The sequence below is a fragment of the Bradyrhizobium sp. SZCCHNRI1009 genome (assembly GCF_032487575.1).
Taxonomy (GTDB): Bacteria; Pseudomonadota; Alphaproteobacteria; order Rhizobiales; family Xanthobacteraceae; genus Bradyrhizobium.
This window is the reverse complement of record NZ_JAUEUL010000033.1, coordinates 18,951-32,965: the sequence shown is the minus strand read 5'-3', so window position 1 is coordinate 32,965 and position 14,015 is coordinate 18,951. Positions and strand designations below refer to the sequence as shown.

The 14,015-nt window shown below is 66.1% G+C and carries 11 protein-coding genes; 8 read left to right on the top strand and 3 right to left on the bottom strand.

Going from position 1 to position 14,015, the window contains the following annotated elements:
• Positions 1-7: 7 nt before the first annotated feature.
• The 8 genes from QX010_RS30995 to QX010_RS30960 all read left to right on the top strand — a co-directional run bounded on the left by QX010_RS30995 (position 8) and on the right by QX010_RS30960 (position 8,623).
• Positions 8-991, top strand: coding sequence for an ABC transporter ATP-binding protein (locus QX010_RS30995; protein WP_316183419.1), 984 nt, complete (start codon positions 8-10; stop codon positions 989-991).
• On the top strand, positions 988-1,995 hold the full coding sequence (locus QX010_RS30990) for an oligopeptide/dipeptide ABC transporter ATP-binding protein (RefSeq protein WP_316183418.1): 1,008 nt from the start codon (positions 988-990) through the stop codon (positions 1,993-1,995). The genes QX010_RS30995 and QX010_RS30990 overlap by 4 nt, the downstream gene beginning before the upstream one ends.
• A gap of 139 nt (positions 1,996-2,134) precedes the next feature.
• The gene (locus tag QX010_RS30985; RefSeq protein WP_316183417.1) at positions 2,135-3,937 is read left to right on the top strand and encodes a gamma-glutamyltransferase family protein; all 1,803 of its coding nucleotides are present in this window, start codon (positions 2,135-2,137) and stop codon (positions 3,935-3,937) included.
• 15 nt (positions 3,938-3,952) lie between these two features.
• On the top strand, positions 3,953-4,663 hold the full coding sequence (locus QX010_RS30980) for a DUF1028 domain-containing protein (RefSeq protein WP_316183416.1): 711 nt from the start codon (positions 3,953-3,955) through the stop codon (positions 4,661-4,663).
• Positions 4,664-4,747: 84 nt separating this feature from the next.
• Positions 4,748-6,259, top strand: a complete 1,512-nt coding sequence (locus tag QX010_RS30975) for an ABC transporter substrate-binding protein (RefSeq protein ID WP_316183415.1) — start codon at positions 4,748-4,750, stop codon at positions 6,257-6,259.
• 220 nt (positions 6,260-6,479) lie between these two features.
• Positions 6,480-7,421 carry an ABC transporter permease gene (locus QX010_RS30970; RefSeq protein WP_316183414.1) on the top strand — a complete coding sequence of 314 codons (942 nt, stop codon included), beginning with the start codon at positions 6,480-6,482 and terminating at the stop codon, positions 7,419-7,421.
• 64 nt (positions 7,422-7,485) lie between these two features.
• Positions 7,486-8,316, top strand: a complete 831-nt coding sequence (locus QX010_RS30965) for an ABC transporter permease (protein ID WP_316183434.1) — start codon at positions 7,486-7,488, stop codon at positions 8,314-8,316.
• Between the two features lie 25 nt (positions 8,317-8,341).
• Complete coding sequence (locus QX010_RS30960) at positions 8,342-8,623, top strand: hypothetical protein (protein WP_316183413.1); 282 nt, start codon at positions 8,342-8,344, stop codon at positions 8,621-8,623.
• A gap of 121 nt (positions 8,624-8,744) precedes the next feature.
• Here QX010_RS30960 and QX010_RS30955 read toward each other — a convergent pair whose 3' ends face one another.
• The 3 genes from QX010_RS30955 to QX010_RS30945 all read right to left on the bottom strand — a co-directional run bounded on the left by QX010_RS30955 (position 8,745) and on the right by QX010_RS30945 (position 13,805).
• Positions 8,745-11,843: a MexW/MexI family multidrug efflux RND transporter permease subunit gene (locus QX010_RS30955; RefSeq protein WP_316183412.1), complete on the bottom strand. Its 3,099-nt coding sequence runs from the start codon at positions 11,841-11,843 to the stop codon at positions 8,745-8,747.
• A gap of 83 nt (positions 11,844-11,926) precedes the next feature.
• The gene (locus QX010_RS30950; protein ID WP_315801367.1) at positions 11,927-13,117 is read right to left on the bottom strand and encodes an efflux RND transporter periplasmic adaptor subunit; all 1,191 of its coding nucleotides are present in this window, start codon (positions 13,115-13,117) and stop codon (positions 11,927-11,929) included.
• Between the two features lies 1 nt (position 13,118).
• Positions 13,119-13,805, bottom strand: a complete 687-nt coding sequence (locus tag QX010_RS30945) for a helix-turn-helix domain-containing protein (RefSeq protein WP_315801391.1) — start codon at positions 13,803-13,805, stop codon at positions 13,119-13,121.
• Between the last annotated feature and the right edge of the window lie 210 nt (positions 13,806-14,015).

Below are 14,015 nucleotides of genomic sequence, written 5' to 3'. Positions count from 1 at the left end.
CGAGCTCATGACCGCCCCCGTTCTGTCCGTGCGCAATCTGCAGGTCGAGTTTGCGACCCGGCGCGGCACCCTGCGCGCGATCGACGGCGTCTCCTACGACATCGCCAAGGGCGAGGTGCTCGGCGTCGTCGGCGAATCCGGCGCCGGCAAATCCGTCACCGGCCTTGCCGTGATCGGCCTGATCGATCCTCCGGGCCGCATCTCCGGCGGCGAGATTGAGCTCTCCGGGCTGCGCATCGACAACCTGCCGCCGGAGGAGATGCGCAAGGTGCGCGGCAAGCGCATCGGCATGATCTTCCAGGATCCGCTGACCTCGCTCAATCCGCTGTATCGTGTCGGCGACCAGATCATCGAGACAATCAGGACCCACACCAATCTCACCGACCAGCAGGCGCGCAAGCGCGCCATCGACCTGCTCGCCGAGGTCGGCATATCAGCGCCCGAGAAGCGCATCGACGGCTATCCGCACGAATTCTCCGGCGGCATGCGCCAGCGCGTCGTGATCGCGCTCGCGCTGTGCGCCGAGCCCGAGCTGATCATCGCCGACGAGCCGACCACCGCGCTCGACGTCTCCGTGCAGGCGCAGATCATCTCGCTGATCAAGCGGCTCGGCCGCGACCACGGCACCGCCGTGATGCTGGTGACCCACGACATGGGCGTCATCGCCGAGACCTGCGATCGCGTCGCGGTGATGTATGCCGGCCGCGTCGCCGAGATCGGCCCGGTGCAGGAGGTGATCCAGAACCCGCTGCACCCCTACGCCAAGGGCCTGATGGGCGCGATCCCGACGCTCGCAGGCGAGGAGAAGCGGCTGGTGCAGATCCCAGGCTCCATGCCGCGGCTGTCGGCGATCCCGCCCGGCTGCTCGTTCAATCCGCGCTGCGGCGTCGCATTCGAGCGCTGCCGCGTCGACCGGCCGGAGCCACTGCGCCAGGGCACGCAGGCGGTCGCCTGCCATCTGTATGATCGCGCGACGGAGACCGCGGCATGAGCGATTTCGTCGAAGTCAGGGATCTGCGCCGGGTGTTCGACGTCTCGAAACCCTGGCTCAACCGCGTGATCGAGCGCCAGCCGCAGGAATTCCTGAAGGCGGTCGATGGCGTCAGCTTCGGCATCAGGAAGGGCGAGACCTTCGCGCTGGTGGGCGAATCCGGCTCGGGCAAGACCACGGTCGCGCGCATGGTGGTCGGGCTGCTGGCGCCGACGTCGGGCGAGGTCATCATCGACGGCGTGTCGATGAGCGAAGCGCGCCAGGCGCAGGTGCGGCGCAAGCTGCGCCGGCGCATCCAGATGGTGTTCCAGGATCCCTACGCCAGCCTCAACCCGCGCTTCCGGGTCGACAGCATCATCGCCGAGCCGATCCGCGCCTTCGACATCATCGAGGGCGAACGCCAGATCAAGGACCGTGTCGGCGAGCTCCTGACCCTCGTCGGCCTGCATCCCGACGACGGCCAGAAATTCCCGCACGAATTCTCCGGCGGCCAGCGCCAGCGCATCGCGATCGCGCGCGCGCTGGCCTCGGAAGCCGAATTCATCGTCTGCGACGAGCCGACCTCGGCGCTCGACGTCTCCGTACAGGCGCAGATCCTCAATCTGATGCGCGATCTGCAGGACAAGTTCGGCCTGACCTATCTGTTCATCAGCCACAATCTCGCGGTCGTGCGTCACATGGCGAGCCGCATCGGCGTGATGTATCTCGGCCGCATCGTCGAGATCGCCGACGGCCGCACCCTCTTCAACGATCCGCGCATGCCCTACACCAAGATGCTGCTCGGCGCCGTCCCGGACCTGTCGATGTCCGGCCGCCAGCGCATCCCGGTCAAGGGCGAGATCCCGAACCCGATCAATCCGCCTTCGGGCTGCACCTTCAACCCGCGTTGTCCGCTGGCGTTCGATCTGTGCCGGCAGAAGGCACCGGAGCTGATCGGAGGTGTGGCCTGTCATGCGGTGAACCAGCCGGCCGACACGGCCGTTGTGACGGCATCGGTGGCGTGAAGCAGCACGACGGAATTTGAATGAGGTCGTCATTGCGAGGAGCGAAGCGACGAAGCAATCCAGGGGCGTCAACCTGGACCCTCGATTGCTTCGCTTCGCTCGCAATGACGGCGACTAATAAGACAGATCAAAGGGCGCCATGAGCTTCATCAACCCCGATCCCTTCACCACCCGCCCCGAGATCGACGGCACCTTCGGCGTCGTCACCTCCACACATTGGCTTGCCACCGCGGTGGGCATGGCGATGCTGGAGCGCGGCGGCAATGCCTTCGACGCCGGCGTCGCGGCGGCCTTCACCCTGCAGGTCGTCGAGCCGCATCTCAACGGTCCCGGCGGCGACGTGCCGATCATCCTGCACGACGTCAGGCGGGGGCGCACCGAGGTCATCTGCGGCCAGGGCCCGGCGCCATCAGGCGCCACCATCGCGCACTACAAGCGCGAAGGCTTGGACATGGTGCCCGGCACCGGCCTGCTCGCTGCCTGCGTGCCCGGCACGTTCGAGTCCTGGATGCTGTTGCTGCGCGACTATGGCACGATGCGGCTGCGCGACGTACTGGAGCCGGCGATATGCTATGCGCGCGACGGCTATCCGCTGGTCGAACGCGTCTCGGCGACGATCCAGACCGTCGAGCAGTTGTTCAAGACGCATTGGCCGACCTCGGCCGCGCTCTATCTGCCCAACGGCAACGTGCCGCGGCCGGGCACGCTGTTCACCAATCCACAGCTCGCGGAGACCTACGCGCGCATTCTGAGCGAAGGCGAAAGCGCGGGTGCTGATCGCGACGCGCAGATCGAGCGAGCCCGCAAGGCCTGGTCGCACGGCTTCGTCGCTGAGGCGATCGACCGCTTCTGCCGGACCCAGGAGGTGATGGACGTCTCGGGCGCGCGTCACAAGGGCGTGCTGACCGCCGACGACATGGCGCGCTGGCAACCGACGATCGAGGCGCCGCTGACCTATGAGTACGGCCGCTACACCGTCTGCAAGGCCGGCGTCTGGAGCCAGGGTCCGGTGCTGCTGCAGCAGCTTGCGCTGCTCAAGGGCTTTGCGCTCGACGGCCTCGATCCGACCGGACCGGACTTCATCCATTGGCAGATCGAAGCCGCCAAGCTGGCCTTCGCCGATCGCGAGGCGTTCTATGGCGATCCCGCCTTCGCCGACATCCCGATCCAGACGCTGCTGTCCGATGCCTACAACGACGCGCGGCGCAAGCTGATCACCGACAAGGCCTCGCTCGAGCTGCGTCCCGGCACGCTCGACGGCTACGGCGCCAAGGTCAAGCTGCGCGAGGCGACAGGCCACCGCGAGGCCGTCGGCGCGATGGGCTCGGGCGAACCGACCGTCGGCCGCTTCGGCGAGGTGCGCGGCGACACCGTACATTTCGACATCATCGATTCCCAAGGCAACATGATCTCGGCCACGCCGTCCGGCGGCTGGCTGCAGTCCTCGCCGGTCATCCCCGAGCTCGGCTTCTGCCTTGGGACTCGCGCGCAGATGTTCTGGCTGGAGGAGGATCATCCCGCGGCGCTGGTGCCGGGCAAGCGGCCGCGCACCACGCTGTCGCCGACCATGGCGCTGCGCGATGGCGAGCCCTATGTGGCCTGGGGCTCGCCCGGCGGTGACCAGCAGGACCAGTGGAACACGCAGTTCTTCCTGCGCCACGTCCATGCCGGCATGAACCTGCAGGAAGCGATCGACGCGCCGGCGTGGCACTCCGAGCACTTTCCGATCTCGTTCTGGCCGCGCACCGCACGCCCCGGCGTGCTCGTGGTCGAAAACCGCGTGCCCAAGGCGACCGTCGAGGAGCTGCGCCGCCGCGGCCATGTTGTCGAGGTCGGCCCCGACTGGTCGGAGGGCCGGCTCACGGCCGCATCACGTGTCGGCCGCCGCCGCCGCGCCGCCGCCAATCCGCGGGGCATGCAGGGTTACGCCGCCGGACGATAAGAGAGCAACGCGACGATGACCTGGTCGATCATTGCCAAGGACGATCTCACCGGCCGGATCGGCGTCGCCGTCGCCACCCGCTTCTTCGCCGTTGGCGCGCGCGTGCCCTTCATCGTCGCCGGCCACGGCGGCATCGCGACACAGGCGCTGGTCAATCCCTATTACGGCATCGACGGCGTGACGCTGCTCCGCGATGGCCGCCATCCGCGCGAGATCGTGCAACTGCTGACGTCGGCCGATCCCGGCCGCGAGAGCCGCCAGCTCCACATCCTCGATCACAACGGCCAGATTGCCGCCCACACCGGCCGCGACTGCATCGACTGGTGCGGCCATCTCGAAGGCCGAGGCTTTTCGATTGCCGGCAACATGCTGGCCGGCCCGCAGGTGCTCAACGAAACCGCGAACGCGTTTCTCACTCATGGCGCCCTGCCCTTCGCGCAGCGGCTGATCGCGGCCATGAAGGCCGGCGAGGCCGCCGGCGGTGACAAGCGCGGCAAACAGTCCGCCGCCCTCCTCATCCACGGCAAGGAGGAATGGTCCGAGCTCGATCTGCGGGTCGACGATCACGCCGATCCGCTCACCGAGCTCGCACGCCTGGAAGGCGTCAGCCGCAGGCATTGGGCGGTGTTCCGGCAGTTCATGCCGACGCGCGACAATCCGGCGGGGATTACGGATCGCGCCACGATCGATGCCGGCATCGCCGCGGCGCTCGCGAACCAGACATGACCGAGCCGGAAGGACGGCGCGTGACCGGGGTTGGTATGGATAGTGCAACAACGCAGGCTGCATTTTCGTAGGGGACATCGGATGATGAGGAACTGGTGCTTGGCCGCCGTCGCGGCCGTTGTCGTGGCCTCCTGGGGGCCGGCCGCGCAGGCGCAGACCACCCTGCGAATCGGCCTTGCCGAGGACCCCGACGTTCTCGATCCGACCATGGCCCGCACCTATGTCGGGCGCATCGTGTTCGCCGCCACCTGCGACAAGCTGTTCGACATCGACGAGAAGCTCAACATCGTGCCGCAGCTCGCGCTGTCGCAGCAGACATCCGCCGACGGCAAGGAGGTCACCATCAAGCTGCGGCCCGGCGTGAAGTTTCACGACGGCGAGCCGTTCGACGCCGAGGCCGCCAAATTCTCGCTCGACCGCCACCTGACCTTTCCCGGCTCGTTCCGCAAGCCTGAGCTGGCCTCGCTCGATCATGTCGACGTCGTCGATCCCCTGACGATCAAGCTGGTGTTGAAAGCGCCGTTCTCGCCGCTGATCGCCCAGCTCACCGACCGCGCCGGCATGATGGTGTCGCCGAAGGCCGCCAGGGAGGCCGGCGACAAGTTCGGCCTGCATCCGGTCTGCGCCGGTCCGTACAAGTTCGTCGAGCGCGTCCAGCAGGACAAGATCGTGTTCGAGAAGTTCGCCGACTACTGGAACAAGGACAACGTCTTCATCGACAGGATCGTCTACCAGCCCATCGTCGATGCCACGGTGCGGCTGGCGAACCTGAAGTCGGGTGCCCTCGACCTGATCGAGCGCGTGCTCGCGACCGATATCAAGGATGTCCGCGCCGATTCCAGGCTTGCGCTGTCGACTGCGATCGAGCTCGGCTACCAGGGCATCACGCTCAACATCGGCAAGGACAAGGCCAAGGGCCCACTCAGCCAGTCAGCCAAGGTGCGCCAGGCGCTCGATCTCGCGATCGACCGCGAGGCGCTCAACCAGGTGGTCTTCAACGGCGAATTCATGCCGGGCAACCAATGGGTCAATCCCTCGCATCCGTATTATCAGAAGGCCTTCCCGGTGCGTGCCCGCGATGTCGAGAAGGCAAAGGCGCTGCTGAAAGAGGCCGGCGTGACGACGCCTGTCGCGGTCGACTTCATGGTACCGAAGGGTGCCGAGACCGAGGCGGCCGCCCAGGTGGTACAGTCGATGGCCGCCGAGGCCGGCTTCGACATGAAGATCCGTGTTACGGAGTTCGCGACCTCGCTGAAGCAGGCCGAGGCCGGCGACTATCAGGCGTTCATGCTGTCATGGAGCGGCCGGATCGATCCCGACGGCAACAGCTACGTGTTCCTGCACAGCAACGCGCCGCAGAACTACAGCGCCTGGGCCAACGCCGAGGCCGACAAGGCGCTCAGCGACGCGCGGCTGGTGACCGACATGGCCCAGCGCAAGGCGCTCTACGAGAAGCTGACCAAGCTCGAGATCGAGGACGAGCCGATCCTCTACCTCTATCACCGCCGCATCCTGATCGCGCACACCAAGAAGCTCGAGGGCTACAAGCAGATGCCGGACGGTCTGGTGAGGGTGGTCGGGCTGAAGCTGAAGTGAGCGGTCAGGTGGCACCTGGTCGTTGGGACGCGCAGCCGGCGCCCCGCACTCACTCCGCTCCCTCCCCCCTTGTGGGGGAGGGTTGGGGAGGGGGGTGCCACGCACTCCGATCTCGCTTGGGGCACCCCCCTCCCTGTCCCTCCCCCACAAGGGGGGAGGGAACGCAAGCGGCACGACCGGAGTCTGATTGCAAGCATCAGCGTCGGGAGAGGCACTGATCATGCTGACCTTCCTCGCCCGCCGCATCGCCCAGATCATTCCGACCTTGATCTTCGTCTCGATCCTGATCTTCTCGCTGCAGCAGCTGCTGCCCGGCGATCCCGCGCTCGTCATGGCCGGCGAGGAGCGCGATCCCGCTGTCATCGAGCAGATCCGCAAGCAGTATCGCCTCGACCAGCCGCTGCCCGTCCAGTACGGCTACTGGATGAAGGGCGTGCTCTCGGGCGATTTCGGCGAGTCCTTGCGCATCAAGATGCCGGTGCGCGATCTCATCCTGCAGAAGCTGCCCGTGACCCTGCAGCTCGCCTCGATGGCGATCGTGATCGCGTTCCTGATCGGCATTCCCGCCGGCATCGTTTCCGCCGTGAAGCGCGGGACGGCCTGGGACTATGCCGCCAACCTTTTCGCACTGTGGGGCATTTCGACGCCGAACTTCTGGCTCGGCATCATGCTGATCTTCCTGTTCTCGATCCAGCTCGGCTGGCTCCCCGCCTCCGGTTACGTCTCGCCCGCCGAGGACTGGCGCGCCAGCCTCGCCGCCACCATCATGCCGGCCTTCGTGCTCGGCAATGCCATCGCCGCGATCCTGATGCGCCACACCCGCAGCGCCATGCTGCAGGTCCTGGGCAGCGACTACATCCGCACCGCCCGCGCCAAGGGCATCTCCGAGCGCCAGGTCATCCTGCGCCACGCGCTGCGCAACGCCCTGACGCCTGTCATCACGCTGGGCGCGCTCGAGCTCGGCACGCTGTTGTCCGGCGCGGTGCTGACCGAGCAGATCTTCTCGATCCCCGGCTTCGGCAAGCTGATCGTCGACGCCGTGTTCAATCGCGACTACGCCGTCGTGCAGGGCGTCGTGCTGGTCACCGCCACCGTCTACATCATGCTGAACCTGATCGCCGATCTCGCCTATGTCCTCGTCAATCCCAGGCTGAGGAGCTGAGATGGCCGAGACGACGCTGTCGGCTCCATCAGGAGCACGCGCCCTCGCTCCGCTCGAACGGCCGATGCAGCGCACCTGGCGCCGGCTGGTGAAGCGCAAAGGCGCAATGGTCGGGCTCGGCCTGATCACGGCCTTCATCCTGCTCGCCGTATCAGCGCCGCTGGTGGCGCCCTACGATCCCGTCAAGACGAGCTGGGCGCTCGTGCGCAAGGCGCCGTCCGCGGCGCATTGGTTCGGCACCGACGATCTCGGCCGCGACGTGCTGGCCCGCGTGATCTATGGAGCGCGCGCCTCGCTGCTGGCCGGCGCGATCTCGGTCGCCATCGCGCTGGCGATCGGCGTCCCCATCGGCATGACCGCAGGCTATCGCGGCGGCTTCATCGATGCCCTGATCAGCCGCATCACCGACGCGATGCTGGCCTGCCCGTTCCTGATCCTGGCGATCGCGCTGGCGGCGTTTCTGGGCCCGAGCCTCGGCAATGCGATGATCGCGATTGGCATCTCGGCGACGCCGATCTTCGTCCGGCTGACCCGCGGCGAGGTGCTGAGCGTCAAGGTCGAGGAATATGCCGAGGCCGCCCGCAGCGTCGGCGATACCGACCTGCAGATCGCGGTCAGGCACATCCTGCCCAACATCATGCCGGCGCTGCTGGTGCAGGCGACGCTGTCGGTCGCCGCCGCCATCATCGCCGAGGCCGCGCTGTCGTTCCTGGGCCTGGGCCAGCAGCCGCCGGCGCCGTCCTGGGGCAGCATGCTCAACGCCGCCCAGCGCTTCCTCACCAATGCCCCCTGGATGGCGATCTGGCCGGGGCTCGCGATCTTCCTGGTGGTGCTGTCCCTCAACCTCCTCGGCGACGGCCTGCGCGACGCGCTCGATCCGCAGCAGGAAGAGTGAGCGAGGTCTCTCCATGCTAGCTCGAATGGCTGAGGATCTCCTGCGATTGTTGACGATCGTCGACATGGGGGCTGGCGTCGTGATCTGGGCGCTGGCGTTTCGCGAGCGGGTCTTGATGGCGAGCCATGCACCGGAATGGCGCGGCTGGTTCACGCTCCGCCGTGTGACTGCCGACGAATATTCCCGCGCCTATCGCGCGCACTTCCATCGGTCATTGCACTACGCCTTCGCGTTTCTCATCATCATCGGCATCGCCGCTCTGCTGATCCTGCTCGACCATCTGTTCTTTAGGAGGCCGCTGTGCTGAGCGCCGCGGCGGGCGCCGCCGGCCGTGACGCCAGTAAAGGGAGTAAGAGACGGCCCGACAAAAACGGCGACTGCCAGGAGCAGCCGCCGTTGATCTTCAGCAACCCAAAGAAACTGCCCGCTCACGTCGCCTTCAGCGCATGATCGGTCTCGGCGTCGAACTGGGCGATCTGCCGGGCGCGCTGCGACTTGGCAGCGGCCTGGTGGTTGGTGGCGATGACGGTGTAGACGGCCGGCAGCACGAACAGCGTGAACAAGGTGCCGATCGACATGCCGGCGACGACCACGAGGCCGATCGAGAAGCGGCTGGCGGCTCCGGCGCCGGTCGCGGTCAACAGCGGGATCAGGCCGGTGACCATCGCCGCCGTGGTCATCAGGATCGGCCGCAGGCGGATGCGCGCGGACGTCTCGATGGCGGTGCGGCGGTCCATCCCCTCGTTGAGCTGCAGCTCGTTGGCGAACTCCACCATCAGGATGCCGTGCTTGGTGATCAGGCCGACCAGGGTCAGCAGGCCGACCTGGGTGTAGATGTTCATGGTCGCCAGCCCGAAGAACAGCGGAATCAGCGCGCCGACGATCGCCATGGGCACGCTGATCATGATGACCAGCGGATCCCTGAGGCTCTCGAACTGCGCCGCCAGCACCAGGAAGATGATGATCAGCGCGAAGCCGAAGGTGATGGCGAGCTGATTGCCCTCCTGGACGTATTGACGGGCGTCGGCGAGATAGTCGTGGCTGAAGCCGGACGGCAGGTTCTTGGCCTGCTTCTCCAGGAAGTCGACCGCCTGCCCCACGGTGACGCCCGGCATCGGCACGGCGGAGAAGGTCGCCGAGTTGAGCTGGTTGAAATGCGTCAGCGAGTTCGGGTCGGTCGCGGTCTCGATGTTGACGACGGTCGACAGCGGCACCTGCTGGCCAGCCGAGGTCGCGACATAGTAGCCGGACAGCGATTCGGGCGAGATCCGCTTGTCGCGCGGCACCTGCGGAATCACCTGATAGGAGCGGCCCTCGAGGTTGAAGCGGTTGATGTAGTTGCCGCCGAGCAGCACGGCCAGGGTGTTGCCGATCGACTGCATGGTGATGCCGAGATCGCTCGCCTTGCTGCGATCGATCCAGACCTTGACCACCGGCTGGTTGAACTCGAGGTCGCTGTCGGAGACGATGAACATGCCGCTCTTGCGTGCGGCGTCCTTCAGCTTGGCCATCTGCTCATAGACCGCCTGGAAGCCGCTGGTCGAGCTGATCACCATCTGCACCGGCAGGCCGCCGGGGCCGCCCGGCAGCGCCGGCAGGTTGAAGGCGAAGGCGTTGATGCCCTCGATCTTCGACAGCTCCGCCTGCACCAGCGGCTTCAGCTTGATCGAGGAGCGCGTGCGCTCGTCCCACGGCTTGAGCAGCATGCCGGCAAAGCCGCCTTGCGGGCCTTGGATGCCGTTCAGGACGAAGCGAAGATCGGTCTCCGGGAACTTCTGGAACGCCTTGTCGACCTTGTCGGTGTAGAAGTTGATGTAGTCGATATTGGCGTATTTCGGCGCCTTGGTGATCGAGAACACGATGCCCTGATCCTCCTCCGGCGCCAGCTCCTTGGCGGTGTGCATGTAGAGGAAGCCGACGAGGCCGAGGATCGTCAGCGCGAACAGCGCCGTCACCGGCCGGTAGTCGAGTGAGCGGTCGAGCTGGCGGCCGTACCAGCGCGTCATCGCGCCGAACACCCGGTTGACGAGCCGCGCGAAGCGGCCCTCCTCGGCGCTGCGCAGCAGCACCGAGCACATCATCGGCGACAGGGTCAGGGCGATCACGCCGGAGACGATGACCGAGCCGGCGAGCGTGAAGGCGAATTCGCGGAACAGCGAGCCGGTGAGACCGCCGAGGAAGCCGATGGGGGCATACACCGCGGCCAGGGTGATCGTCATCGAGATGACGGGGCCGACGATCTCGCGGGCGCCCTGCAGCGCAGCCTGCACGGGTGCCTTGCCCTCCTCCAGATGGCGGTGGATGTTCTCCACCACGACGATGGCGTCGTCCACGACGAGGCCGATCGCCAGAACCATCGCCAGCAGGGTCAGCAGGTTGATGCTAAAGCCAAGCGCCAGCATCATCGTGCAGACGCCGATCAGCGACAGCGGGATCGTCACGACGGGGATGATGACCGAGCGCAGCGAGGCCAGGAACAGGAAGATGACCACGATGACGATCAGCACGGCCTCGCCGAGCGTGTGCTCGACCTCGTCGATCGACGACTGGATGAACTTGGTGGAATCGTAGGCCACCTTCATCTTCATCGACGGCGGCAGGTTGCGCTCGAGGTCCGGGAACAGCGCGCGCACACCCCTGACGATGTTGAGCGGGTTGCCCTGTGGCGTCGCATCGACGCCGATGAAGATGGCGCGCTCGCCGTTGAAGGCGACGCTGGCGTCGGTGCTCTGCGCCGCGAGCTCGACGGTCGCGATATCCTCCATGCGAACGAAGCCGCCGTCCTTGGCCTTGACGATCATCCGCTTGAACTGGTTGACGTCGGTCAGGCCGGTATTGGTCGTGACGTTGGAGACGATGAAGTAGCCCTTGGCCTGTCCGGCCGCGGACTGGAAGTTGTTGGCCGCGATCGCTGCCGCGACGTCGGTCGGCGACACGTTGCGGCCGGCCATCTTCTCGGGGTTGAGCCAGATCCGCATCGCAAAGGTCTGGCCGCCGAGAATGTTCGCCGCGGCGACGCCGTCGACCGTCGACAGCACCGGCTGGACCACGCGCGTCAGGTAGTCGGATATCGCCGATCCCGACAGCTCCTCGCTGGAGAAGCCGAGATACATCACCGAGGTCGTCTGGCCCGTCGTCTTGGTGACGATCGGGTCGTTGGATTCCTTCGGGATCAGGTAGCGGACCGAATTGACCTTGGCGAGCACCTCGGTGAGCGCCTGGTTCGGATCGAAATTCAGCTTGATGAACACCTGGATCGTGCTGGTGCCCTGCACCGAGGACGAGGTGATGTAGTCGACGCCCTCGGCGGAGGCGACCGCCTGCTCCAGCGGGGTGGTGATGAAGCCCTGCATCAGGTCGGCGGACGCGCCGGGATAGACCGTCGTGACGTTGACGACCGTGTTCGACAGCTTCGGATATTGCCGGATCGGCAGCACGAAGGCGGCGCGCAGGCCGAGCAGCAGAATGAGCAGGCTGACCACGACCGACAGCACCGGGCGCTTGATGAAGATATCGGTGAAACGCATCGCGGCAATCCCGTCAGCAGAGGTCAGATGAGGTCCGGACGGGCCGCCACGATCAGGCGGCCCGGCATTGGCTCAGAGGTCGCTCAGTAGCGCGGCGGCTTCGCCGGGACCGGCGGCAGCGGATCGGTGGAGATCGCGACCGCGGCGCCGGACTGAATCTTGAGCTGGCCGACGGCGACGACGCGATCGCCTTCCTTGAGGCCCTTGAGGATCACCGCGCGGCCGTTGATGCGGTCGCCGGTCTGCACATAGATGCGGTCGGCCGTCAGCGCGGTCTTGCCGTCGTCGGTCTTCTTCTCGTTGATGACGAACACCGAGTCGCCATAGAGCGTGTAGTCGACAGCGGTCTCCGGCACCGTCAGCACCGGCGGCTTGTCCGGCAGTACGACCGTGGTGGTCGCGAACATGCCGGGCCTGAGGATGCGCTCCGGATTGGCGATCGTCGCCTGCACCCGGATGTTGCGTGTGTCGGTCGCGATCTGCGGCTCGATCGTGGTGATCTTGCCCTCGAACGTCTTGCCCGGATAGGCATCGACGCCGACGCGCACGGTCTGTCCGACCTTGAGCTGACCGCTGTCCTTTTCGGTCACGGTGAAGTTGACCCAGAGCTGCGACAGATCGGTCAGCGACACGATCTGCGATCCGGCGGACAGATACTGGCCGACTTCGACCTTGCGGACGCCGAGGTCGCCGTCGAACGGCGCGCGCACGAGCTTCTGCGCGATCAGCGCTTCGGTCTTGGCGACGCCGGCCTGGGCCTGGTCGTAGGCGGCCTGGGCCTGGTCGACGGTCGCCTGCGGGCCGAACTGGCGCGAGGCCAATTGCTTGGCTCGGTCGAGCGACAATTGCGCCACGGTGACCTGGGCCTTGTAGTTGGCGAGGTCGCCCTGCTCCGGCGCATCATAGAGCTGCACCAGCGGCGTGCCCTGCTTCACCGTCGTGCCCGGCGTGAACATGATGTCGGTGATGCGGCCCGAGGCGTCGGAGGTGACGTTGACCTGATGAACGGCGGCGAGATCGCCGACTGCGGTCAACAGGTTCGGCACCGTCTCCGAACTCGCCGTCGCGACGCTGACATTGAGCGGCGGGGGCTTCATGTTGGCGAAGAACTGCGCGATCATCTTGTCGCGGAACATGTTGAACCACACGAAGCCGCCGACCAGCGCCGCGAGCAGCGCGCCCACGACGATGAACCACAGCACCGGGCGGGTGCGCTTGCGCGGCTTGTCGTCGACCGGCTTTCCGGAGAGCTTGGGTTCCGTCGCAATGTTCATGTCATGCACTTTCTGCCGTCGCCGGCCGGGCCGGAGGTTGCGACAATTCGTGATCGAGGTGGCACGCAATGGCGGCATCGGTCAGGCCGATGCCGCGGAGAATGAATTCGCTGAGCTGGCGCTCCAGGCTCGCAGCAGTTCCATACGGCACACACGGAACGGATGGAAGCCGCGTCAAGGCCGCCATCAATACGGTGTGGTGCGCGAACCAGAACAGGTCACGGGGCGCAGCCACGAGACGCACGGCATCACCACACGCAACCGCGCTTTCCAAGGAGTTAACGAACTTGGCGCCGATCAGATCATCGATCTTCGTATACAGCAGCCTTGCGAATTCGCCATCGTCGAGATGGCTCGACGCCATCAGCCGCAGCCGCTGCTCTTCTTCCTCATTGGGGCCGTCGGCGATCCCGAGGAAATGCCGGACCATCCCGGCCATCATCATGACCAGCGTCGCGGTCGAAGGTTCCTGACTGAGCAGCACCTCGAAATCCGGATCGGTCTCGCACTCCTCGGTGAGGATCTCCGCATAGAGCGCCGCCTTGGAGGGGAAATGTTTGAACAGCAGCGCTTCGGAGATCGCCGCCGCCGCGGCCACGCTCTTGGTCGTGGTGCCGGCATAGCCATGACGCGCGAAGCAGCGCTTGGCTGCACCGAGGATCAGCTGCCTCCGGAGATCGCTTGTCATGCGCAAAGTGGACATCGGCCGTGAGTAAATACTCACTTGATTGATGTCAAGAAAGATGCCGCGGCGCAGCAGGGTCGGCGGCCAAGTCCCTGAAATTGCAGGTGGGATTTCACGACCACCAAAGGCACTTTTATACCTCTCAAAGCGGCGGATCTGCGGCACCGCCCCATCAGTGGATGCAGTGCCGCGCCGGGACCGCCGCGGCGGGCG